This window comes from Clostridium sp. 10cd* (assembly GCF_044336395.1).
Lineage (GTDB): Bacteria > Bacillota_I > Bacilli_A > Erysipelotrichales > Erysipelotrichaceae > Clostridium_AQ > Clostridium_AQ innocuum.
Map to the genome: position 1 here is coordinate 4,344,397 of NZ_CP172347.1, position 22,808 is coordinate 4,367,204.

23 protein-coding genes are annotated in these 22,808 nt (G+C 43.6%); 2 read left to right on the plus strand and 21 right to left on the minus strand.

The features are described 5' to 3' along the window. Positions 1 to 106 precede the first annotated feature (106 nt). The 5 genes from ACG3M1_RS21580 to ACG3M1_RS21600 all read right to left on the minus strand — a co-directional run bounded on the left by ACG3M1_RS21580 (position 107) and on the right by ACG3M1_RS21600 (position 4,093). Positions 107 to 577 (minus strand): type II 3-dehydroquinate dehydratase, encoded by a 471-nt coding sequence (locus tag ACG3M1_RS21580; protein WP_002606352.1) that lies wholly within the window; start codon positions 575 to 577, stop codon positions 107 to 109. A gap of 10 nt (positions 578 to 587) precedes the next feature. Next, positions 588 to 962 (minus strand): VOC family protein, encoded by a 375-nt coding sequence (locus ACG3M1_RS21585; protein ID WP_009269942.1) that lies wholly within the window; start codon positions 960 to 962, stop codon positions 588 to 590. 4 nt (positions 963 to 966) lie between these two features. Next, positions 967 to 1,923, minus strand: a complete 957-nt coding sequence (locus tag ACG3M1_RS21590) for a ketopantoate reductase family protein (protein ID WP_008816346.1) — start codon at positions 1,921 to 1,923, stop codon at positions 967 to 969. A 15-nt stretch (positions 1,924 to 1,938) separates the two neighbouring features. Continuing rightward, entirely contained in the window at positions 1,939 to 2,397 is a 459-nt protein-coding gene (locus ACG3M1_RS21595; RefSeq protein ID WP_002606355.1) for a MaoC family dehydratase, read from the minus strand. Positions 2,398 to 2,509: 112 nt separating this feature from the next. Next, the gene (locus ACG3M1_RS21600) at positions 2,510 to 4,093 is read right to left on the minus strand and encodes an acyl CoA:acetate/3-ketoacid CoA transferase (RefSeq protein WP_009269943.1); all 1,584 of its coding nucleotides are present in this window, start codon (positions 4,091 to 4,093) and stop codon (positions 2,510 to 2,512) included. Positions 4,094 to 4,274: 181 nt separating this feature from the next. Between ACG3M1_RS21600 and ACG3M1_RS21605 the strand changes: the two genes are divergently transcribed. Then, positions 4,275 to 5,147 carry an AraC family transcriptional regulator gene (locus tag ACG3M1_RS21605; protein ID WP_008816344.1) on the plus strand — a complete coding sequence of 291 codons (873 nt, stop codon included), beginning with the start codon at positions 4,275 to 4,277 and terminating at the stop codon, positions 5,145 to 5,147. A gap of 398 nt (positions 5,148 to 5,545) precedes the next feature. Here ACG3M1_RS21605 and ACG3M1_RS21610 read toward each other — a convergent pair whose 3' ends face one another. From ACG3M1_RS21610 to lepB, 16 genes are all read right to left on the minus strand, one after another. Continuing rightward, the gene (locus tag ACG3M1_RS21610; RefSeq protein WP_008816343.1) at positions 5,546 to 6,394 is read right to left on the minus strand and encodes a Nif3-like dinuclear metal center hexameric protein; all 849 of its coding nucleotides are present in this window, start codon (positions 6,392 to 6,394) and stop codon (positions 5,546 to 5,548) included. A 21-nt stretch (positions 6,395 to 6,415) separates the two neighbouring features. Next, on the minus strand, positions 6,416 to 7,174 hold the full coding sequence (locus ACG3M1_RS21615; protein ID WP_192923766.1) for a tyrosine-protein phosphatase: 759 nt from the start codon (positions 7,172 to 7,174) through the stop codon (positions 6,416 to 6,418). Between the two features lie 4 nt (positions 7,175 to 7,178). After that, the gene (locus ACG3M1_RS21620) at positions 7,179 to 7,979 is read right to left on the minus strand and encodes a Nif3-like dinuclear metal center hexameric protein (protein WP_002606360.1); all 801 of its coding nucleotides are present in this window, start codon (positions 7,977 to 7,979) and stop codon (positions 7,179 to 7,181) included. A 102-nt stretch (positions 7,980 to 8,081) separates the two neighbouring features. Then, positions 8,082 to 8,504 carry a PTS sugar transporter subunit IIA gene (locus ACG3M1_RS21625; protein WP_008816340.1) on the minus strand — a complete coding sequence of 141 codons (423 nt, stop codon included), beginning with the start codon at positions 8,502 to 8,504 and terminating at the stop codon, positions 8,082 to 8,084. Next, positions 8,501 to 9,727 carry a neutral/alkaline non-lysosomal ceramidase N-terminal domain-containing protein gene (locus ACG3M1_RS21630; protein ID WP_395814582.1) on the minus strand — a complete coding sequence of 409 codons (1,227 nt, stop codon included), beginning with the start codon at positions 9,725 to 9,727 and terminating at the stop codon, positions 8,501 to 8,503. The genes ACG3M1_RS21625 and ACG3M1_RS21630 overlap by 4 nt, the downstream gene beginning before the upstream one ends. Positions 9,728 to 9,743: 16 nt before the next feature. Beyond that, entirely contained in the window at positions 9,744 to 10,544 is an 801-nt protein-coding gene (locus ACG3M1_RS21635; RefSeq protein ID WP_002606363.1) for a PTS system mannose/fructose/sorbose family transporter subunit IID, read from the minus strand. Next, positions 10,537 to 11,316: a PTS mannose/fructose/sorbose/N-acetylgalactosamine transporter subunit IIC gene (locus ACG3M1_RS21640; RefSeq protein WP_002606364.1), complete on the minus strand. Its 780-nt coding sequence runs from the start codon at positions 11,314 to 11,316 to the stop codon at positions 10,537 to 10,539. The genes ACG3M1_RS21635 and ACG3M1_RS21640 overlap by 8 nt, the downstream gene beginning before the upstream one ends. Before the next feature lie 13 nt (positions 11,317 to 11,329). Then, a complete protein-coding gene (locus tag ACG3M1_RS21645; RefSeq protein ID WP_002606365.1) occupies positions 11,330 to 11,809 on the minus strand; it encodes a PTS sugar transporter subunit IIB in 480 nt (159 codons plus the stop codon). Between the two features lie 232 nt (positions 11,810 to 12,041). Further along, positions 12,042 to 14,771 carry a sigma 54-interacting transcriptional regulator gene (locus ACG3M1_RS21650; protein WP_195301602.1) on the minus strand — a complete coding sequence of 910 codons (2,730 nt, stop codon included), beginning with the start codon at positions 14,769 to 14,771 and terminating at the stop codon, positions 12,042 to 12,044. Positions 14,772 to 14,776: 5 nt separating this feature from the next. Beyond that, positions 14,777 to 15,514 (minus strand): ChbG/HpnK family deacetylase, encoded by a 738-nt coding sequence (locus tag ACG3M1_RS21655; RefSeq protein ID WP_395814585.1) that lies wholly within the window; start codon positions 15,512 to 15,514, stop codon positions 14,777 to 14,779. A gap of 641 nt (positions 15,515 to 16,155) precedes the next feature. Beyond that, positions 16,156 to 17,361 (minus strand): O-antigen ligase family protein, encoded by a 1,206-nt coding sequence (locus ACG3M1_RS21660; protein ID WP_022300605.1) that lies wholly within the window; start codon positions 17,359 to 17,361, stop codon positions 16,156 to 16,158. Between the two features lie 239 nt (positions 17,362 to 17,600). Continuing rightward, positions 17,601 to 18,866 (minus strand): hypothetical protein, encoded by a 1,266-nt coding sequence (locus ACG3M1_RS21665; protein ID WP_395814588.1) that lies wholly within the window; start codon positions 18,864 to 18,866, stop codon positions 17,601 to 17,603. Between the two features lie 355 nt (positions 18,867 to 19,221). Continuing rightward, positions 19,222 to 19,506 carry an anaerobic ribonucleoside-triphosphate reductase gene (nrdD, locus tag ACG3M1_RS21670; protein WP_002606374.1) on the minus strand — a complete coding sequence of 95 codons (285 nt, stop codon included), beginning with the start codon at positions 19,504 to 19,506 and terminating at the stop codon, positions 19,222 to 19,224. A 33-nt stretch (positions 19,507 to 19,539) separates the two neighbouring features. Then, positions 19,540 to 19,698 (minus strand): hypothetical protein, encoded by a 159-nt coding sequence (locus tag ACG3M1_RS21675; RefSeq protein ID WP_008816334.1) that lies wholly within the window; start codon positions 19,696 to 19,698, stop codon positions 19,540 to 19,542. Beyond that, on the minus strand, positions 19,695 to 19,916 hold the full coding sequence (locus ACG3M1_RS21680) for a hypothetical protein (protein ID WP_008816333.1): 222 nt from the start codon (positions 19,914 to 19,916) through the stop codon (positions 19,695 to 19,697). Before ACG3M1_RS21680 ends, ACG3M1_RS21675 begins: the two co-directional genes overlap by 4 nt. 56 nt (positions 19,917 to 19,972) lie before the next feature. Continuing rightward, positions 19,973 to 20,620, minus strand: coding sequence for a signal peptidase I (gene lepB, locus ACG3M1_RS21685; protein ID WP_008816332.1), 648 nt, complete (start codon positions 20,618 to 20,620; stop codon positions 19,973 to 19,975). A 252-nt stretch (positions 20,621 to 20,872) separates the two neighbouring features. On the opposite strand from lepB, the gene ACG3M1_RS21690 reads away from it, so the two are divergent. Continuing rightward, entirely contained in the window at positions 20,873 to 22,807 is a 1,935-nt protein-coding gene (locus tag ACG3M1_RS21690) for a diguanylate cyclase (RefSeq protein ID WP_395814591.1), read from the plus strand. The last annotated feature ends 1 nt before the right edge of the window (position 22,808 follow it).

Sequence of the window (22,808 nt, forward strand, 5' to 3'; positions counted from 1 at the left end):
ACTGTTAAAGATTTCCAGTATAGAAAAAGGAGTGAAAGATCTATAAATCTTCACTCCTTTGTTTTACCTATATCTCAAAGTCAATTGTAATCAATTCGAAAGTGACTTACAACTGCCCCTCCTCAATCATCTGTTTAAAAGCCTCCATGGCAATTTTATAGCTGTGCTTACCCATTCCTGCAATTTGACCCAGACATTCGGATGCCGTCACAGAGATATGACGGAAATCATCCCGTCCATGGATATTGGACATGTGAACTTCAATTGCCGGTATCAGCGTATGTACGGACTCCAATGCATCCTTAATTGCATAGCTGTAATGCGTGAATGCTCCCGGGTTTAGTACCAGCGGAATCTTGCATCCACTTTTCTCCGCTTCAAAATATAAGCTCTGGAAGTAATCGATAAGTGCCCCTTCCCCATTGCTCTGAAATGCCTCAACCTCAAATCCGATGGATGCACCATATTCCTTCAGCTCTTCGATCAAATCAGCGTATAACTGATTTCCGTACTGCCCTTTGTTTCGTATTCCATAGAAATTATTATTTGGTCCGTTTACAATTACTAATTTTCGCATATTCTCTCTCCTAATCTACCCACGGCTTCTGACTTATGATCGTATGAAGTACCTCGTTGTTTCCTCTTTTTAACTCGATAACAATGCCATTCGGCATTTTCAGCCAGTTATCCCCTGCCGGAAGAACTGTGCAGCCCCATGCAAGACACTTCTCAAAAACATTCTCGTAATCTGTTGTCATAAGAGCTATGTGATCCAGTCTGCCTTCCTTTTCGTCAAAGGTGATATCCTCATTCAATTGAATCCCGGCATGCAGCCAGATTTTACGATTCGGTTTCTCACCCAGAGAAAGTCTGATCGGCATATCAAATACCTCAGTAAAGAATTTCACACACCAGTCCAGATCCTTCACCTTACATGCTGTATGCTCTACATATGTTGCCATAGCACTACCCCTTTTTCAATGACGGTTCATACTTTAAAATATACTTTTCGATTCCTTTTACGCAGGCTACCAGCGTCTGGTTCACCGGTGTTGCAATACCGTATTTTTTCCCCCATTCCACAATGGAGCCGTTGATGAAATCAATTTCTGTGGGACGCTTTAATTCCAGAGACTGCAGAATAGAGGTTTTAAACGTTCCCGGCAGTCCCTCACTTGCGGCAACCCATGGGTATTGCGGATCTTCACTCTTCAATACGACACCGGCTGCCTTTGCGACCTGAATTCCTTCCTGAATTGCGGCTACCGCTACATCCTTAATATAATCCTCTTCATACAGCGGACCGTAAGGTAAACGCGTAATTCCACACAATGCTCCTGCCGCAACATTGATCAGCAATTTATCCCAGATCAGACCCTTGATATTATCACTTACCTCACACAGCAGCCCTGCATCATTGAATACGTTGCATACCGTTTGAATGCGGTCCGTGATTTCTCCGTTCAATTCTCCGATATAGGTCCATTTCCCCTGTACGCCTGCGGAGATATAGCCCGCCTGAATCAGTCTGCCGCCAACATACGTTTTACCGCTGATGACATTTTCAGAGCCGATGACAGAAGCAATCGTTTCTTCATTGCCCAAACCGTTTTGTAAGGACATGACCAGGGTGTTCTTTCCGATAACATTCGTCTGCTTTAACTGCTCCACTGCCTGCTTTGTCGCAAAGGATTTCACAAGGACAATGACCAGATCCGCCTCACCGATCGTATCGGCAGTTGTTCTTGCGTCCACCCTGACATACCAGTCTTCTTTTTCATTTGTCATATGCAGACCGTCTTTGTTGATCAGATCCACATGCTCCTGCCACATATCAACGAAATGGACATCGTTTCCGCCCATCGCCAGAGTTCCGCCAATCGTACTACCCAAAGCACCGGCACCTAACATTACTATTTTCATATTCCGCCTCCCGGTCTACTTTTCTTCCAAAGGGAAGAACTTCAGAATATGGATGGCAAAGACAACGATTTCTCCCTTTTGGTTAAAGATTTCCAATTTTGAATACGTTTTATTTGTTTCTTCTTCGATTCTGTCAACGGTATATCTGCAGGTCAGCGTATCTCCGAAATATACCGGATTGATAAAACGCAGCTTATCGTATCCGTAGGATGCGGAAGGAACCGGTGATTTTACCTGTTCCTGAATTTTTGTGGATGCTGTACATCCGATTGCAAATGTTAAGATACCGTGTGCGATTCTAGTGCCGTACATTGTTTTCTTCATGTATTCCTCATTGAAATGCATCTGACTGTAATCGCCCGTCAAGCCGCCGAACAGTACGACATCTGTTTCCGTAATCGTTTTTTCAAATACTGCACTGTCCCCTATCTTTAAAGGGATATCCACTTTTGTGATTTCTTTTTTTTCTGCCATGTTTTTTCTCCTTTGTAATTTGTTATGTAATCAAAAACTGACTCCATCCTATGCATACCAGGCATAGAACCCGACTATGACCTCATATGACTTGCGCACAGCCCATTCATATTTACTGATTGATAAATTCGTTATAGATATTCATTTTTTCTTCCCTGAAAATACGTGCATCCATTTCCTTCAGATCCTCTGCAATCTCAGGTACAAAGCCCATCTGATCGATGACATCCTTCTGTACATCAATTCCCGGAGCGATTTCTGTAAGAACCACCTTACCGTTCATCAGCTTGAACACAGCTCGTTCTGTAATGTAGATAACTTCCTGTTTCTGCTTTTCCGCCTGTTTCGCAGAGAAGGTCACGGAGCTGACATTCTTTATCAGCTTTTCAAACCTGCCTTCCTGCTGTATTGTTATTTTTCCATCTCTGATTTCTGTTAACAGCTTACCGGCACGCAGGGTTCCGCACAGTACCACTTTTTTACTTCCTGCAACAATATTGACAAAGCCGCCGGTTCCCATAATTTTGCCATTGAAATGATGAACATTCACATCCCCGTTCTCATCCAGTTCGGCAAAGGACAGGAATGCCACATCCAGACCACCGCCGTCATAGAAGTCAAACTGTGCAGGCATATCCATCACCGCTCTTGCATTGACTGTTGCGCCAAAGAAGATTCCCTGTGCCGTAGCACCACCGACCGGCCCGGTTTCCACGGTTAACGTAAAGGCATCCTGAACACCCTCTTCACGTGCAACATTTCCGATTCCATCCGCAATTCCGACACCGACATTTCCAACATATCCCGGACGAACCTCCATCAGTGCTCTTCTTGCGACAACCTTTCGCTGATCAAGCGGCAGCATCGTCACCGCACTGTCATCGGCGATATAATCTCCCGAAAAGAACCTGTCAGAACCGTTATATAACTGTTCCTGCTTCTCCTCCACAACGATTGCATCCACCAGGAAGCCTGGAATTTTTACGCTTTTCGGATGCAGGGTACCTGCTTTTACCAGCCGTTTTACCTGCAGGATAACCGTTCCTCCGTTATTGTGAACCGCCTGTGCAAGCTGGAGAACATCGATATAGGTGATTTCCTCCTCCATGGATGCATAGCCTTCTGTATCCGCAGTCGTTGCACGTATCAGGCAAACATCCAACGGAACAACCGGATAATACAGCCATTCCTTTCCATCTACGTTCATGACCCTGATCAGGTCTTCCTGCGATACTTCATTCAGCTTACCGCCACTTACTCGGGGATCGATAAATGTCCCAAGACCCACATGGCTGAGAATTCCCGGCTGTCCTGCCGCAGCGGTTCTTGCCAGCTGTGCCATGATGCCCTGTGGAAAATTATACGCTTCAATCTTGTTCTCACTTGCCATTTCCGCAAGTCTTGGTGACTGTCCCCAATGTCCTCCGATCACACGCTTCACCAGACCTTCCAGGGCGAGTGGTGACATGCCGCGGTCATTTCGATCCCCCAATCCGGTAGAATGCCACAGCGTTAAATTTTTCGGACAGCCAGTTTCCACATACCGCTCATGCAGGGCATTGATCAGTGCATAGGGATCAACGATTCCACCGCCTGCACCGGAAACTGCCACCGTATCCTGATCCGCAATATACTCCACTGCTTCTCTGGCAGACAATACTTGCGGCTTTGTTCCATTCCTCTTGATTTTTGACATATCCTTATCCTTTCCTTTATATAGAAATTATAGGAATTGTAGGAAAAAAAAGAAACTGTCTATTCCGTTGAAATCAAAAATTATCTTGCTTGTTTTCATTCGTTTTTCTATAATAAAAGGGTAATACAGGTAACTATCCTGCTTTTTCAAAAAATTATATTGCTAAATTTGGAGGTGTCCTATGTTCTTATCTGATATTTTGAACGAAAAAAAACAATCCACCCCAGTCTTTACGAAGGAGCCGATCATATCCAGATTGTCCCATAGCTTCAATGATGCACACTGGTCCTATCCCTACCATGTACATAAACAGGAAACCGAGCTGATATATTTTTCACAGGGAAAAGCAAGCTACCAGATTAACAACGAGATTTTTCATGTTTCTGAAGGCGATCTGCTGATTGTGAATAAGGGCTGTATCCATTCCATTACATCCGATTATGAGGATCCGATTTCCTGCTGGACGTGCGCCATTACCGATTTTACAATGGCAAATGCAAAAGCTGCGGACTGTTTCTTATCACTGGATAAAAAGCCGTATGCACATACCGGAGAACATAAAAAAATCATTGCGGATATCTTTGAAACACTGGAAATGTTTTCACAACAGAAAACACAGTCCTCTGCGGCAATTTGTAACGCCTTGGCAAATGCTCTGGCACATATTTACTTTCATATCTTTCAAAATGCAGTTACGGACAGGAAGAAAAAGAAGTCAACCTTTGCCCAGGATATCCTATTCTATATAAATGAAAACTATGCTTCCGATATCACGTTAAAGGAACTGACAGAGCATTTTCACATCAGCAGTGATTATATTTCCCATAAATTCAAGGAAACCTATGGAATCTCACCAATCAATTATGTGATTGACCGACGAATCAGTGAAGCGAAATGGATGCTGATCAATACGAGTGATTCCCTGATTTCCATTTCCTCTCAGGTGGGATATGACAATACGACTCATTTTGCAAAGCTGTTTCTAAAAAGAGTCGGCTATCCCCCTCTGGAATACCGGAAGCGCTTTGGCATGAAGATAAGCAGTGAGGAATAGAAGGGCTGTTTCCTTTCGTTTTGTGGTTTATCAGAAAAGACCTTTTCTCAGATGGAAGGGAACAGGATTGGAAAAAAGATAGTATGTTCTGTTATTACTCCCATGGTGGTGGATGGCGCAATTACACACAAGAAAGCTTCATCCTAATCGTGACAGCAATCGCATGTGCCAGGGAATAGACCACGCAGTGTTCAAATATTTACATACAAAAACGGATAGGTGCCGTTGCCTGGTTCTTTCTTACTTTAGGATGTTTGCAAAAGGGAGACTTCAACTTCTATTGATAATACAATCGTGTTGAAGTCTCCCTGTTTTATGTTTACCCATAATCGGGAAAAAACCGGCGTCCCTACCTTATTCGTTTTTTATTTATGCAGCTTCTGTATGTGCTTTCTGTGCTATCGTGTTCTGTAATCATACATATCCCCGGACTGGATGTATGCACACGGGATATCTGCTTTGACAGCGGTTGGCAGATACGTTATCATATATTCCATACCCGGTTCCTCCAGATTAAAGTGTCCCATACCGATAATCGCTTTATCCATGCCCAGCATACTGCTGTCCCGAATGTATTCCGCCAGTGTAAAATCCACTACTTCCATGGTGAGATAACAGTTGATATTTTCCTGATCAGCTTCCTGAATGGAATCTCTGGCATCTCCCAGTATATGAAAGGGAATCCTTATTTTTTCTACTGTGCTGTTCTTGTTTCCTATGATTTTTACACCGTTTAGCTGCAGTTTCTGAATCAGAAAATCCGCAAGCTCTTTGACTGTTGTTTTTGGTATTGTGAAATGCAATGGATGATGAATATCCTTTGTAATATATTGCGTCCAGCCCAGTTTATCCGCCACACCATAAAAAATACCATCAGTATAGCTGCCATCTTCCATCGGTATGCCGGAATGAATATAGTCATGATCTCTCCAGACAACGATTCCCGCCTCATCGAGCAGCTTCTTCTTTGCGAGAAAGGACTGGTTGTTCTCTTCCTGCAGCCAGTCTGTATGATCTCCGTGATTCCAAAACAAGGCTTCATGTGCAATGATTAGATTTGCGCCGCGCTTTGCCGCTTCTCTTATGACATCCACACTTGCCCAGCAGGTGGTGATGATGCCTGTACATTCCTGATGAGGGTTTCCATACAGAACCTTATCCCTTGTTGTCTGCTCATCAATCTGCTTCCCTTCAAATACTCCTTTATGATACTCTTTTATATGATCAATTACCGTTTGTATCAGCATAAAATCACTCCTTTTCTATGTTTATGGTTCCAGATAACGCTTTTTTAAATTCCTGATTCTTTTCTCACTCATACCGTATTCAGCTTCAAAAAATTCCTCCCAGCCCGGATACCGCTTTTCCACCTCATCAAAGGAGGAGCGCAACAGCGATTCATGTACACTGCAGCAATGCACCAGCATATCTCTGGTATCTCCCTGAAATCCAAGCTCTTTCGCATGACGCAGAGTATCCGGTAGAATATACGCATTACTCAACAGATATTCCTGCATAATCACATCCTCTTTTACACCAAGCATTTTCTGAAGAAGTGCCGCGAGTACACCGGTACGGTCCTTGCCGGAGCTGCAATGAAGCAAAACAGCTCCATCATCCGCTTCCATCAGATTTAGCAGAAGTGCCAATGCAGGATTGTGAAACGGCAGAATCCGATATCCTTCATGTATAAAGGAAGCTGCCCTTTTTATATCCTCGACAGTTGAGTTTTTATCAATCAGCATAAAAAAATAAAAATTCTCCAGTCCGTCCCTTGTCTTTAACGCAGACATATGATGTGATACAAACGCATCGCTAAGCTGATAGGCATGGGCACAGCACTCCTCATCACTTCGCAGGTCAACGATATGACGAATACCGCATTCTCTCATTCCGTTTATATCCTGCACCGTGATCGGTATTGGAGCACCGCTTCGATACAGCATGTGATTCCTGATGTTTCTGCCATCCGCTGTTTTTCCCGCTACTCTGCGAAAATTCGGTATCGTGATCCTGTTCGCTTCCATCTGGTCAACACCCAACCTTATTCATATAATAATGAATATGAAAACCGTCATGTAACCAGACAGCTTCCGCATCCTTCATGCGCTCCTGCAGCCAGGGCACCATGGCTTTCAGTCCGGCGCGCTCCACTGCCGCATGGTTAACAACTACCATTCCAATACCATGATCCAGTGCATACTGCGCCGCATCATAGCTTGTAATCCCATCATCGCTGACAATGACCGCATCCGGGTGAAGCGGCAGCAATTCATACAAATCGGTGGCAGCACCTGTTCCGATGGCAATACGCCTTATATGCATATCCGTATTCCCGAATACATATACACCATCCTCATGATCACCATGCAATACACGGCAGGTATGCCTTGCCAGATCCTCCAGACGCATTTCAGAAATATCCGCAGCCTGATAATAGGAAGCCTGTGGACGCTGTTCAAACGGGAAGCCAAGCAGGGCCGCCCACTGATCCGCAACACCGTAGGTACGGATACAGTCCCATACATCATGACAGCGGTATACACTGATCCCGTACTGATCCAGCAGCCTGCGCTTGCTTTTTGCCGCTTCATATGCAGCCGTATGCATTTGCGTTGAGCATTGATAAAACGGGTTTTCATGCGTAATGATCATATCCGCCTTATGCCTTGCGGCTTCCTGAATCGCCTGCGTGGTCGCCACCCAGCACACGCCAACGGTATGAATCTGTGCATCTTCGCTTCCATGCAGCAGGTGGTCCCGTGTTTTAAAATCAGACCTTATCCATGTTCCTTCCTTCTCCAGCAGTTGTATAACATCCATTACCTTCATAACAAACCTCCTTTCTGAAGCCTTTCACCGTTTACCGCCCTTTTGAACAAACGCCATAACGGAAATAAAGACTCTGAAGCAGAACCTCAGAGCCGCCGGATGCTATTCATCATCACCATCCATAGTGGAAGCACAACGTAAGGCATTTACATAAACGATCTGGTTTTTGCATTCCTCAAGTATCTCGCTTATACGCTTTTCACTAAACGGCACATCCTCCTGCGCCAGAACCATGCTCATCGCCATGGGCAGATTCATCCCGCATAAAACATGCACCCGTTCACTGATATAGGGATAAAATTTCTGATACACACTTCCCCCCAGCAAATCCGTTAACACAATGACCTCATCCTGAGGATCAAATGTATCAAACAGCTCCTTTACCCTGCTTTCCAGATTCTGTTCCTTATCCTCTGCATATGCATTGATATCGTAGATCGTCTTTGCCTTATTCGTAAGAAAATCCACGGTATCCTTTAGTCCGTATGCCAGATAATGATGTGATGCAAAAATAAACCTTCTCATAATAAATCTCCTATCTCGCCAGCAATCCGTTCACTTTCCCCAACCGGTGTATTGCTTGCTTTTGTTTCGTATGTTTTTCCATATTCCTGTGCTTCCATAAAGTATCCCTGATAATCATTCGCATAGCCAATCAACAGAAAATGCTTTGTTTTACATTTTCTTCTCAGCTGAAAGCCAAAGGTGGACGCCAGCTCTCCGGGAAAGGTGACGATCGTAAGATCACCAAGATGGAGAACAACTCCACGCACATGAAATTCCACTTTCTCACATTGCAGCTTCTTTTCCAGCAGTGTTTTTTCCGAGGTGGCAAGCTTCCATTCATCCAGTGAAATATTCTTACGCGATAATACCTCTTCTGCATCCCGTATACCCTTTTGATACTCTTTAAAATACCATGTGTTATCATAGGAGACAGTGTGATCATAGCTTACTGTCTGCACATGATGCAGCCCCAGCTTTTCATATGGCCCCATATTGCGCAGAATTTCTGCAATACCGCTTCCTACACGGTCCAGCTCCGCAAAGTCATTTCCCTGCCGGTACTGACGGTTACTGATGTCTCCGCTGGCGCCGGTAAAGGTATAAGGGGTAACGCCCAGATCCTCTTTCATCAGGGAGCGCACCTTTCCCACAAGATCTGAACTCACAAGCATATTCTCCACACCCAGAACGGTTGCATGGCAGTTGAAATTGCACATGGCAGCGACAACCGTATCTCCATGTATAAATGTAATGATGGCCGCATGGTCTTCAAAGGGCAGATGTTTATCCGTCCGTTTACTGTAGTATCCGTGTACCTTTCCTGTTGTAATGTATGCCTGCACCTCACACAGCTGCTGTTCCAGATGCTGGATACTATCAGTAATTTGCTCACAGACATATGCAAAGTATTCCGGATTATCCGGTGTGCCGAACACCGTCATATCATCCAGTCCGTTTGCGCCGGAATGGGTATGAATTGCACTGATAATGATATGATCATTTTCAATTGTGAGTATTTTTTGTATCTTATCTTTTATAACTGCCGCTTTTTCTCCACCCAATGTGATGACATCAATACTGATAAAGAGTAGTCGGACACCGTCAATTTCCAGCAACAGAGAAACCGCAAGGGGATGATCATGAATCCCCTTTGCAGTATATTTCCTGGCTTCTCCGACATAACCGCATAAATGAACGGCACATTTGGGTGTGATATCAGCGACACAGGTCGCAGCCTTCAATATCAGTCCCTTCTTTCTAGGCTGTGAAGATGCCGGTGGCAGCTCCGATCATGGATGCCACGATGATGAACAGAATCATCCAGGTCATTTTCACCTTCTTCACCTTCATGAAGTAATATATAATTCCTACAGCAGCTACCGGTAAAAGTGCCGGCATAACACCGTCAATCAGCTCCTGAACCTTCATGACGACATCTCCGTTTTTAAACTGCAAACCGGTGCTGAGCTTTACGACGGTCGCAACCAGAGAGCCGACCACGGTCAGACCGAGAACGGAACAGGCTTCGGTAAAGACCGTTATCTGTTTACCGAACTTGGTGATAACATTGACACCCATACCGTATCCCCACTCATACTGAAGAATACGGACTACCAGGAACACAAAGGTAAATGCCGCCCATAGGAAGATTCCCAGTGGATTTCCCTCCATTCCCATGCTTGCCGCAATGGATCCGAAAATTGTAGGTATCATTGCCCAGCCAATGGTATCGCCGATACCGGCCAGCGGTCCCATCAGACCAACCTTGAAGTCGTTGACTGCATCCAGTGAGGAAATACCGCCTTCATCCTCAATACCCAGAGCTGCACCGATCACAAACGGTGAAATCCACGGCATGGTGTTGTAGTAACGCATATAATTCAGACAGGATTTCTTCAAATCCTCATCATCCGGATACATCTTCCGTAAGCACGGATATACGGAAAACAATGTGGAAGGTGCCAGCTGTGTTTCATAGTTGAATGTGGAAATACCAATCAGCCATCTCCATGCTGCCTTACGCAAATCCTTTTTTGTTAAAACCTTTTCCTTACTCATCTTCCAATCCTCCTGCGACAGCACCTGCAGCTGCAGTTCCCGCCTTCATCTGATTCTTGTAAATTTCATATGCCCCTGCAAGTCCGATTGCCGCAATACCAAGCACCGGAACCTTCAGATAAGCTGCCAGCACAAAGCCGACCAGCAGGAAGGACCAGTATTTTCCAAGCGGCATATACATTAACAGCATCGCCATACCGACACCGGGAAGAACACCGCCGGCGATCGTTAAGCCGGTGGTAAACCAGGCAGGCATGAAATCCAGTATCGCATTGACAACTGTAGGTCCTGCGACAATACAAACCAGAACCGGAACAGCGGAGCACAGACCGTAGAAGACCGGTGAAATTTTAATCATATTCAGCGCTGACTGGAACTTACCTTCTTCGATTAGAGATGTTTCCTTTCTCATCAGGAAGCCGTTGAAAATTTTGTAAATAACGTCAAAGTTTACCCCAAGCATGGCAACCGGAAGACCGATGGCAAGACCTGCCTCCATGCCTTTTCCTGTTGTAACCGCAATCGTTGTCGCGATGATGGCCGCAATCGGATAATCCGGCATGGAGGATCCGCCTACTGCCACAACCCCCATAGACATCAGCTGCATGGTAGCTCCGATGCTCAACCCTGTTGTCGGATCTCCCACAACCAGACCGGTGAGCCAGCCGCAGATAATCGTATTGAATGCAAACAGCTGTGTTGTTACGGTATCTGTCATTTTCAGATACGCAATCAGTGTGATAAAGACAATCTGTAGTATTGATAATTCCATCCTTTTTCTCCTCCTACAATTCCATTGCGTGTGACAGCTTTACAGCTTTATCCGTTGTTGTGAACTGCACATCCACTTCGCATCCGTTTTCCATCAGCTTCTTATAAATTGGCTTTTCCTCATCCTTCACAGAAGCTCTGGAGCTGACCTTCGTTCCGCTATCGCGATCACGGGTAATACCGATGACGATTCTCGGAATCTTCTGTCCGGCTTCCTGAAGTCTTAGAAACACCCCCGGATCCTCGCATACCACAAATACCTTGTGATCATCATACTTCCCTGCCTTGAAATTCTTCATGGCTGTTTCCTCTGTGATGATCGAGCATGCCATGCCGGCAGGCTTTCCAAGTCGCATGCTTTCCTTGATGATCGGATCATTTGCCGTACGGTCATCGATCACCATCACCCGCTGAGCGCCGGACTGCGGTGCCCACATGGTTGCCACAATACCATGCAGCAGGCGGTAATCCACTCTGCCCAATACAATACTCATTACATTTCCTCCTTCGCATGTCAGAATCCGACGCATGATGAGTTCTGCGTCTGTTCTGCTTCACCATTCCTCTAGCAATTCCCATGCCAACCTTCCAAAAGCCTTTGTTTACAGGCTTTTTCAACAATTAAGGACACTATATTTTAAAACTTAACACTAGGAGTTATCAGTAATCGCCCATGTAGGAATCAATGAAAACGGATGGAATTATCGGGACGATTACCCCTGGCGCCTACTGCATGTTTCGAATATAGATACTGATATACTCAATTTCCTCAATCGGAATGGAAACACTATAATACTTTTCCACTTTTTCAAATGCGGCTTTTATACAAAGAATAAACTCCTGCATTTCACGACTGCATTCCGCATAGCTTTTCACATAATCCTCAGCCCCCTCACGGGTTACCAGGCGTTCAATCAGACAGCAGACATGCACATAAAGACCAAAGCACATATTATAGCTGAACATCCTGTTCATTTCCTTCTGCAGTCGGTCAATCGCATCTGCGACATGCCGGAGCAGCTTATCCGGATTCAGGATGGTCAGATTTCCGATGATATTGGACAGGGAAAAATTTTTCAGGATATTTCTTCGAAACTGCTCCATTGCTTCCTCATTGAGCAGGTCTTTGAAATGAATCGTTAAAACATCAAACGAATTGTTCATAATCAGCTCTTCCACCGGTATGAATTTTATGTTGTCAATGTTGGGATTCAGTGTACCGACAATGCATACGACCTCATAGCGGTCAAAGAAATCATCCTCCATGCGGTTCTCCAGCAATGTTGAATAATCATAGGTAAGCACACGTACAGGAAGATTTTTCGGAAGGGAATCCTCCAGTATCGTTTTCAGCTTTTCCGCAGTTCCGATACCGGTGGCACAGGAACATAAAATTGCTTTTTCCCGTACCTTGCTTTCCAAAATCTCTACATGCATGTCACACGTTTCCCGGTATGCCTCAAAAATTTTCTTCAAAGGTACATCCTTACGGAGTGCGTCTCCAATCTGCAGTGCCATCCTTGTACTGACATCACTGGCAATGGCGACATTTGCCCGCGATATATCCGAAACTCCCCTGTGTATCTCCTTTAGACTGCCCATATCAACCAGCAATACGAGATCGCGATATTCTCCCCGCTTTCTCAGAAAATCATTCAGCTTTTTCACGATGGTTTCCGTAGTCGTATCCAGCGGCATATCAATGGCATCATACACATACTGATCCAGCATCTGATTTACTGCATTCGCTATGGAGGAGGCAGTCGCATAACCATGTGCCAGAATGATGCCGATACGTTTATTGATGTCTTTGCTGCGGTGATACATATGCATGATTAAGGTGAAAATCGCCGCAATAAAAGGGCGCAGTTCAATGTCAAGATGCAGCTTCAGCACCTCGCTGATTTCCGAGACAATGGCATATTCCCGCATGAATTTCTTTTCTATGATACCGGTAAAATTATCACATTCCTCAGAAAAGGTATCAAAATATTCCTCCATCTCTCTATAGGACTGCATACAGTCACGGATCATAAGGGACATGGAATATATCTCGTTCGTCTGAAAGGAATACCCGTATTTTTCCGAAATCATTTCCACAATAGCCTTCAGTGACTTCATAATATACGTATTCGTCGGGTCTTTGATATTCTGATTATCAAAAAGAACCGAATTAAAATAATGCTCCACATCCACGGTGCATTTCTCGATAAACTTCGGCATCAGAATACGGTTATTCTGTAGATCCCTGAGGTGTCCGAGCAGTGTCGCAAACAATGTGGTCTGCGGCAGACTGTCGGATGCATGCTGCTTCAGCTGATCCAGTGAAAGCATCTGATGCCTGTCGAATAAAATGCTGTTTCGATCAATGTGATGATTGGAAATAATCTTACCCGGCAGGTTCAGCGTATGAATCTCCAGCACTCCTTCTTTTTTGTTGTGAAACAGTGAATTCATACACGTTGCCTGTACAACATTAAACAGCTCACCGACATTCCCTGTATATCTGGCATTCAATAGTGCATTGAAGGCAGTATTGCTGATAGTGATATTCCTGCGCATTTTCTTCGCTTCGATATCCAGTGCCTCGACAAGGATTGAGGTCTTTTCTTTGATGCCGCGGTCCTCCAGCGACGGTATTTCTATACGTACGGGAATCCTTCGCAGCAGCGTTTTTAACAGCACCGTTTCCGGATCCTCGGTTGTCGCAAATACCAGAAGCACCGTACTGTGATACTGATGCTCGTTGTCTCCCAGCATGCGGTAATTGCCGTTATCCATAAACAGGAACAGCTTTTCCTGACATTCCGGACGCAGACAGTGTACCTCATCCAGAAACAGAACACCACCCTCCGCAGCCTTGATCATCCCTACATTATCACTTTCCGCACCGGTAAAGGCTCCCTTCTTATAACCAAACAGGTTTGCGGTTATCAGCTCCGGATTGTTTGCATATTCGCTGCAGTTCACATGAAGAAAGGCAGCGTTGTCCTTGAGGATTTTATGATTGATACCATATTCGTACATCATTGCCGCAATGCTGCTTTTTCCTGTTCCGGTCGGTCCATACAGCAGTGTCGGAAGTCCGTGCGGCGGATAGGATATACTGGCTTTGCATTTGTCCACAACATCACGCAGAGAGCCCTTCTGACCGATCAGTTTTTCAAAATCGGCTGTATTCTGTCCCTGAATGATTGTTCTTAGCTCATCAAAAGAGGTCAGCAGGTTCTTATCCACCCGTATGGAATATTTTTCTTCAAGTGCCTCCCGGTCAAGAAACACAACCGGACGGGTATTTATTTTGATAAATGTTCCATCATTATAGTATTCATTCAGATACTGTGATATCCAGTTTCTGCTGAGTCCCAGCTGTGTCCCCAGCTGAGAAGCATTGTTCAGCTTATACTTTTCATGTATCGTATTCTCTTTCACAAGCTTACGCAAATTGTCTTCCATGTTATCTACAGCTCCTTAAATGACAACAATGTATGTTGTTTCAGATATTCTTTAACTTCAGCATCACAAAGTAAGGCAGTATCCAGACAGCGGTTTACAGTCAGCGATGATGTACGGATCACATCATAATCCAGATAGCCCGGATGAAAGACAATCAGACTGATACGGTCACTGTAGTTCAGATAGGATTTAAAAAATTCCACAAAGGGCAGCTTCTGCTTATAAAACTCTGTGTTGGTGTAATCTGTCTGTATCTCCTGCCAGCGGGTATCCTCAATATGTCCTTTTATATCGATTCCATAAGCATCCGCAATATCGCAGATGGCTTTTTCTGTTGTCCCTGTGCATACTGCATGAGCATCTATATAATCCGGTAATCTGCCGCAGATGGACAAAAACTGTTCCACCTGTGCTTTCACTTCCACAACGGTATCCTCATATACGAAGTTATCTATTCCCTCTTCCATTTCTCTTCTTCTGACGCGGGAGGATAGGAACTTCCCATCCATATTCAAAAGTGAGGGAATCTGTTCCGGTCTGGCACAGGGACTTCCCAGAATCAGATTGACATGAAGTCCTAACGTGACATTTTCTTCTCTGATCATATCGAAGGCTTGTTTCGCATAAGGCATATTGCTCATCAGCCCAATGTTTTTCACAAGACCTCCCCGGAATGCCTTCAAAATACCGTAGTTTACAGCTTCACTAAATCCGAAATCATCCGCACGTATTATCATTTTCATATCCAACACCTACTTCTCTATATTAAAAATAACGCAATCCTGCATGGTTGTAAATGAAAACGAGATGGATAGATATGGAAAAATGTAGAATAGTGTTAAGCAGAGTATTGATAGTGTCGTTTTAAAATACATAGTGTCTTTATGCCTACTGTTAATCGTTAGGTACTGGTGAAATTGTTAGTATTGTATTAAATCAATTAACGATAAGCATCATAAAATCAGCGATAAACTATCTATTATTAGCGATACATAGCGATAATCTGCGATATATATAGAAATCGACGATAAATGTCGATAATCAGTGATAAATTGCCAATACATTCCATATAAATGAGGCTCGGGCACGGCAGATACTGAAAGAAATGACAGATAAGCAGCTTATTGTATCGCTCGGCTCTAATCGCAACCGGATATATCCGTTATACGAATAAAGATTGTGTCCATTCCATCATTTGCTGTATCTTATAATTTATAAAATAAGTATGTATAAACATTAGAGATGTCATACAGGTATTTAAAAATAATGGGTTTCAAACTTAATGCCGGAAATTCAGAATAGCCATATAAGATAAGATGGAAAATTCGTTTAATAATAAAATGAAAAGCGTGCCCAAATATATAATGGATATAAAAAAGAGGAATCAATGTTCCTCCTGTATATCGTATGGCTGTTCCTTGTGAAAGTACATACTGGATGCAGATAAAACTATCAAAAACAGCAGACCGGTTTGTACCCAGTAAACCGTGTAATCCAGAATACCGTGAATCAGTATGGTAAGTATGAATGCAGATATTAAAGAAAACAGTCGTAAGTCAATTCTACGCTTTAACAATAAATATACTTCTTTCAGATTACCTGCAAAGTAGATACCTGCCAGAATGACACCGATAATACCATGGCTTAAAATCGGATCCAGATAGATGCTGTGCGCATGCTGGGTTGGATGTCCGTGATACTGCTTATATATATGGAAGTAGGTCAGCGGACCCTTTCCAAGCAGCGGATGCGCCTGGATACCCTTGACTGCCGTTTCCCATATATTACTGCGTTTTGCGAAATCCTGAAAAATCGTTGCCCGCTGCATCAGCTTTGGTTCCAGCAGCAACAGCATACCGGCACCGCCAATTCCCGCCATGGATGTGGTGAAATAGATAAACCGCTTATTGATCAAAAACATAAACGGAATGGTCACCACGAAGGGAATCCATGCTGTTCTGGAGCCGCTCAGATATAGTGCGAACAGATTGCATACGATGGTAACAACGTAAAATACAATACGGCGCAGAGTCTTCACCTGCATCATTTTATAAACACAGATCAATACAATAAATTCAATCATCATCGCATAATAATTTGCATTGAAAAAGGTTGAATTGATACGGTCCTTCGGACTGTTTTCCACCTTCAGCTGAAGAAAGCTGTAATTTAAACGGTCGATGATTCTGCAATATTCCATCATCGCCCAGCCAAAACAGAAAAGGGAAATGATACAGCAGGCGTCCATCAGCAACTCGAATAAGCGCTTATTGATAACAGTGCGGAAATAAAATATAAACAGCATCAGCAGCAGGATTCCGATACCGCAGACACCGCCCAGCAGATTACCGCTGATAAATGCGATTGCAGAGGTCAGTAAGCAGAATACTATCATAAATCCTGATTTTGGCACTGCCCGAATGATTCCCTTCATCCTTCCTGTTGCACACAGGTAAAGAAGTACACCGGCAATCGCCAGCAATGGGAATTCAAACGGCAGGAATATGGAACACACAACGAACATAATAATATATTCATCCAGTGTGAAGTTATCAAGTTTACGGTGCAGAAAAGCGGAAATTCTCTCCATCTGTTTCCCTCCATTCCTAAACAAAGTAAACCTATTATAGCATTGCGGCAAAAAAATGACAATTTAATAATGACTACCTTACAAAACTGGTAGAGAAAACGATACAATTTCTCAGCCAGATCCTGAAGGAGCATACGCACAATAACAGAGGTCATGGCTGTTATATACCATAGTCAGAATTCCCTTATGCAATTGCAGAGTTGTAATGAGCAGTAACAAAAACCGGCTTATCCCGCCGGTTAGTTATATGCATTTAGTTTCGTAGTCGTATCTGCTATTTTAGATTCAAGATCAGTTTTTCTGCTTTCCAGTGAGCTGATACTGCTTTCGGCAGCACTTTTTTTCTGTTCAGCTGCCTGCGCCTTGGTATTGTAATCATTGTTTGCCTGCTGACTCTTGGTATACAGCTCATTATAACTGCTAACACTGTACTTAGCACATGCGTCATTATATGCTTTTAATGCTGTCTCATAAATTGCAACGTCGAATTTGGCTTTTTCTTCTGGATTATCACTATTCCTATAAGTATTTTGTTCATTAACTGGTGTTAATAAAGTATATAATTCCTCTGCTTGCTTTTTCAACAATACTGCATTGTTAAATAATTCCTTATACGAATCCAGTTCACTCTGCGCAGCTTCCTTATCTTTTTTTGCAGCCGCCAGATCTTTTTCCACATCCTTCAGCTGAGATTCATACTGATCCAGCTGTTTCTGCAGCTGAGCCGCTTCTGCCTGATTGGTCTTGATTTCATTCTTTTTCTCTTCATCCTCGTCATCACCCGGATTGGTATTCGTTTGCTTATTGCCTTCGTTCTGTTCCTTATCCTTTGAACCAGTACCGCTTTTATCCGTTGTCTTTTCCTTATCATCACTTCCGCCAAGGAAATTTGACAAGGCATATTTCACACCGAAAAATGCGCCGGCAATGATACAGATTCCCACGATACCGATAATTACGTAGGTGATGATTTTATTCATTTTCGCACTTTTCCCAGGATCGTCTTCATCTTCTTCCTCATCGTCATCCTCTTCATAAATTTCTTCCTCTGCATCCTCTTCCTCCACATCACTGTCATCATATTCCTGTGCGTCCATTGTGTGGAACACAGCAGTACGGTCTTCACCGAAAATCTGTGTCTGATCTGCGGAAGATGCCTTGTTTCTGTTATTCATGATAACCAGTGTTTTATCATAGGCAGGATCGTCATCAAAGCCTACCCTCGTCTGATCAAGCTGTGTGTCATCCACACGGATATCCGGAATCCCACCCTGCTTTACCGCTTCCGGCCGTTTAAAGGTACCAGTTTCGCTGATACTGTCAAAGATGCTGCTGCCTGCTGCTGAGGACTCCTGCTTGGAAGCATAGATCCTTTTCTCCTCTTCCTTCTGTTTTTTCAGCTCCTCAATCTTCTTTCTCAATTCATTATCCTGACTGTATTCATTGATCATACCGGATAAATCAATATCTTCATCATTTCCGGCTGTTCTTCTTTTATCATCCATATTTAAACCTCCAACGTACTTGTATCATTGTATATAATCTATGCGCACCGTTTTGTCGTTTTTCCTTATTTTAATGAAAGAGTGCTCATAGTTCTCCTACGAACACTCCGAATCGAATTTCTGCTTCTCAAAGGAGGAGAGAGAAATTTCGCTACGTAAGTCACATATCCTTATTTCATTGGCTAGATGAATATATGCAATCTTACGGCATAATTATAACACCTAATCACATAAACTGTCATTTTAAATCTTAAAATTAACTTAATTTTACATATTTTAAGACTATACTTTTCCACTACGTGATATTTCTATTATATGTAATATATCATACAGAAAAAAAGCAGCGCTCTGCTGCCTATGCGTGCTTAACGCGATCATGCTCCTCTGCGCGCTTTCCATTATTAAAGCGATCGACTGTCCCCACCAGGTAACCGGTAATGCGTCTTATTTTTTCAAAGCCCTCCGGCTGCAGGTGATAGCCCAATCCTACTTCCTCACCATCAAAGCTCAGCTCAACGGATGATATCTCCTTCTTTGGATTATTCTTGCGTATATAGCTGATATACGCGCGGGCTTCCTTTTCATTCACCTGTTCATTTGACTGAATTTCAATTCCATCAACCATAATCTGATATTCCATATATAAGCTCCTCCTCATAATTTTCTGATACCATTATAACGAAGCAGATGCTTCCTTACAATTATTACGCCTGACAAGTTCTTTCTTTAGATCTTGCACATAGGTCTGCTGCAGCTTGTTTAGATTCCAAGCCATGCCTGCCACCAGGCGCATAAGCGGATTATGTATCTCAATACGCTCCTCCAGGATCAAACGGCATCCTCCATGCGCAAGCTCCTCCAGAGTACCAGTCCATTCACCACTAAGCGTTTGTTTTCCATATGGAAAGCATATCGCGTAAACGGCTTTTTTTCTGTTATTGTAAATACTGTTTCATTACCATTCGGATAGATTTCACGAAAAACCATATCACTATCGGTTTCTATACATTTTAAGTCACTTCTCCATGCATACTGCGTTGTATCTGTCATAACCGCCCAGACAGACTCTGTGCTGTATGGCAGCTCTGTTCAAAATACGGAAGTTTTCATTCTGCCCCTCCATTGCGTACCATTTTTATTTTATTAAACGGAAACAGGACATAGACATCCTTTCCCCGTATATCCTCCCGCTTGAATGGCCCGACACGACGGGAATCATAAGAAACGATACGATTATCCCCCATCAGGAAATATTCATTATCCTTCAGTGTCCGCTTTGGAAAGTCCTCTGTAAAATTATTGCCATGCCTGCGAATCTGATTTGCATAAGCATTGTCAAGATAAGGCTCCTCTATCGGCATGCCATTCACATAGACCACATCATCCTTTGCATAAATCGTATCACCCGGCAGACCGATGACACGCTTTACCCAGTTTTCCTTCTTTTCTTCATTGTATACTACGACTACATCAAAGCGTTCAATATCCTGAAACTTTGCACTGAACACATTCATGAGGCCGATTTCTCCATCCTCCAGCGTAGGGTCCATGCTTCTGCCATCCACACGCACCGGCTTGACAACAAAATTGGTTAACAGAAAGATGCATCCAAAGCAGATGACGAAGGTTTTCACCAAGTCCAGCAGCTCATATTTTAAACCTTTCTTTTCTTCCTTTTTCTTTTTTGGCTTTATGTTTTCCGTTCCATCGATGACTGCCTGGAACTGTTCTTCCTTATTTTCTTTTTGATCCATGATACTCTCCTTCCTTAACGGCATGGTTTAATTATAGCACTGCTTTTTTAAAACGAAACTCTTTTTTTAAATTGTTAAGAAAACCTTTTGCCTTTCCTTTGCAGGCGGCTTCACAAAGGTGAACATTTCCATTTTTCAAAATACATAAAGAAAACCGATAATCATTTGAACTGCCCCTGTTTATCCGCTATAATGAAGTTAGATAGAAACATGTATACGGATTTATAAAAGCTGGGAAAGGAGGCGGCGCCCATGCCTGATCAGAATCAGTTCTGGGAGAGTCTGGATAAATACCGCTATATTCTCGATTCTCTTCCAAACCCTGTCATCGTCACAGATATGGACAAAATCGTACGCTATATCAATGTTGCGGCGAGAGCGATTGTTCCCCCTCCTTATGAGAAGCTGTTGAATCAGCCCTGCAGTAATTTTCATACACCCTACTGTCATACAAAAGATTGCTGTATCCAACGCTTCCTGCGTAATGAAAAGGGTGCCATCCAAAGCGGTCCCGGAGATATTATAAATCGTGTCGATATTTCCTATCTCAGAGATGCGTTGGGCAATCCCATCGGTTATATCAATGTATCCACGGATGTACGGGAGCTGATGGAGGTGCAGCGCCAGCTGAAAATCAGCCAGGAGCGCTATGAGATTGCTTTACAGCAGGCCCGCACCGCATTGTGGGAATACGATATCAGGGAGCATACCATACAGCGTATAGATAATGTCCGGGGACAATTTTCTGAAATATTTCCCAATGAAGGGGTTATTGAAGGCGTGCCGGATGCTCTTATTGCGCAGGGCATTCTATTTGAGGATTCCATCAGGGAAATCGAAGTCATGTACAGCAAGCTGAAGGAAGGCTACAAAAAAGTTTCCGGACAGCTGCATATGCGTAACAGAAATGGTGAGGAACGATGGGTGGAAATCCGCTGTACAACCATTTTCGATGAAGCGGGAAGAGCCATTAAGGCAATCGGTATTTCAAAGGATATCAGTGAACAGAAGCGCTTGGAAAGCAGCTACCAAAATGAACGGAAGCTGCAGGAAATCATGAATGCAGGATTCCTGAGTGTCTTCGAAGTAAATATAACACAAAACCGGATGATTCTGATAGATAAGGAAGCCGCGGCAAAATTGAGCAGTCCGCCGGAGGAAGGCGTGTATGATGAAATTCTGCAGGCAGCACTATCGAAAATACATCCGGACTTTCAGAAAAAGGTCTACGAAAAAATGAATTGCAGGGCACTGCATCTGGCGTATATGCGTGGCATACATACATGCAATGTGGAATACCGGCTGAAGCGAAAAGGCTGTTACCACTGGATCAATGCATCCATTCAGCTTTTGAAAAAAGATAGCAGTGCGGATATTTTCGCACGTGTTTTCCTAAAAGATATTCAGGCACAAAAAGAAAAGGAAGAAAAGCTTCAAAAAGAAGTGCACATCGATGCACTGACAGGCGCCTATAATCGTAAAGGAATTATTACACATATCGAGGAGCTGCTGCGGCAGAATCCTGAAGCGATCAGCGCATGCGTATCACTGGATATTGATAATTTCAAGGAGGTCAACGATACCTTCGGTCATTTATACGGCGATGCTGTATTATCTGAAACAGCGAAGAAAATTCAGAAGCTCTGTCGAAGTGACACGCTGATAGGACGGCTGGGCGGTGATGAGTTCGTTGCATTCTTTCCCCGTTTACAAAGCGAGGAGGTTCTCATGCATGCAGCTGAACGCCTGCAAACAGCACTTGTGAATACCTATACCTCGGGAAGTCACATGGTGAAAACAAGTGTCTCCATGGGAATTTCATTTTATCCACGACACGGCACCACCTTTACAGAGCTTTATGATAAGGCGGATATTGCCATGTATCATTGTAAGCGGAACGGGAAAAACGGATGGACGGTTTATCAGGATACGATGGAGCGCTGTCAGCAAATCATGGAAAAGCCGGATTCCGACAATATCGGCGACATGCAGCTGAATAAGCCTTTTGAGGGAAATATCGGCGAGTATATTTTCCGCATTCTCTATCGTCGGGAGAAGACGGATCCGCAAACCATGCGGACGGTACTGGAGCTTATCGCCCACCATTACGACATGCAGTATTTTTATGTTATGGATTTCAACAGGGAAACCCAAAGCATACAGCCGCTGCTTTCCTGGAGTGAATAGG

Coding starts and splice junctions, on each gene's coding strand:
- ACG3M1_RS21680 (WP_008816333.1), bottom strand. CDS start 19,916: ATGACAGATACAACGCAGTATGCATGGAGAAGTGACTTAAAATGTATA.
- ACG3M1_RS21660 (WP_022300605.1), bottom strand. CDS start 17,361: ATGGAGAGAATTTCCGCTTTTCTGCACCGTAAACTTGATAACTTCACA.
- ACG3M1_RS21635 (WP_002606363.1), bottom strand. CDS start 10,544: ATGAGTAAGGAAAAGGTTTTAACAAAAAAGGATTTGCGTAAGGCAGCA.
- ACG3M1_RS21640 (WP_002606364.1), bottom strand. CDS start 11,316: ATGGAATTATCAATACTACAGATTGTCTTTATCACACTGATTGCGTAT.
- ACG3M1_RS21690 (WP_395814591.1), top strand. CDS start 20,873: ATGCCTGATCAGAATCAGTTCTGGGAGAGTCTGGATAAATACCGCTAT.
- ACG3M1_RS21665 (WP_395814588.1), bottom strand. CDS start 18,866: ATGGATGATAAAAGAAGAACAGCCGGAAATGATGAAGATATTGATTTA.
- ACG3M1_RS21615 (WP_192923766.1), bottom strand. CDS start 7,174: ATGGAAGCGAACAGGATCACGATACCGAATTTTCGCAGAGTAGCGGGA.
- ACG3M1_RS21625 (WP_008816340.1), bottom strand. CDS start 8,504: ATGAGAAGGTTTATTTTTGCATCACATCATTATCTGGCATACGGACTA.
- ACG3M1_RS21620 (WP_002606360.1), bottom strand. CDS start 7,979: ATGAAGGTAATGGATGTTATACAACTGCTGGAGAAGGAAGGAACATGG.
- ACG3M1_RS21645 (WP_002606365.1), bottom strand. CDS start 11,809: ATGAGTATTGTATTGGGCAGAGTGGATTACCGCCTGCTGCATGGTATT.
- ACG3M1_RS21580 (WP_002606352.1), bottom strand. CDS start 577: ATGCGAAAATTAGTAATTGTAAACGGACCAAATAATAATTTCTATGGA.
- ACG3M1_RS21655 (WP_395814585.1), bottom strand. CDS start 15,514: ATGAAAATGATAATACGTGCGGATGATTTCGGATTTAGTGAAGCTGTA.
- ACG3M1_RS21605 (WP_008816344.1), top strand. CDS start 4,275: ATGTTCTTATCTGATATTTTGAACGAAAAAAAACAATCCACCCCAGTC.
- ACG3M1_RS21585 (WP_009269942.1), bottom strand. CDS start 962: ATGGCAACATATGTAGAGCATACAGCATGTAAGGTGAAGGATCTGGAC.
- ACG3M1_RS21595 (WP_002606355.1), bottom strand. CDS start 2,397: ATGGCAGAAAAAAAAGAAATCACAAAAGTGGATATCCCTTTAAAGATA.
- nrdD (WP_002606374.1), bottom strand. CDS start 19,506: ATGGAATATCAGATTATGGTTGATGGAATTGAAATTCAGTCAAATGAA.
- lepB (WP_008816332.1), bottom strand. CDS start 20,620: ATGGATCAAAAAGAAAATAAGGAAGAACAGTTCCAGGCAGTCATCGAT.
- ACG3M1_RS21610 (WP_008816343.1), bottom strand. CDS start 6,394: ATGCTGATACAAACGGTAATTGATCATATAAAAGAGTATCATAAAGGA.
- ACG3M1_RS21590 (WP_008816346.1), bottom strand. CDS start 1,923: ATGAAAATAGTAATGTTAGGTGCCGGTGCTTTGGGTAGTACGATTGGC.
- ACG3M1_RS21600 (WP_009269943.1), bottom strand. CDS start 4,093: ATGTCAAAAATCAAGAGGAATGGAACAAAGCCGCAAGTATTGTCTGCC.
- ACG3M1_RS21650 (WP_195301602.1), bottom strand. CDS start 14,771: ATGGAAGACAATTTGCGTAAGCTTGTGAAAGAGAATACGATACATGAA.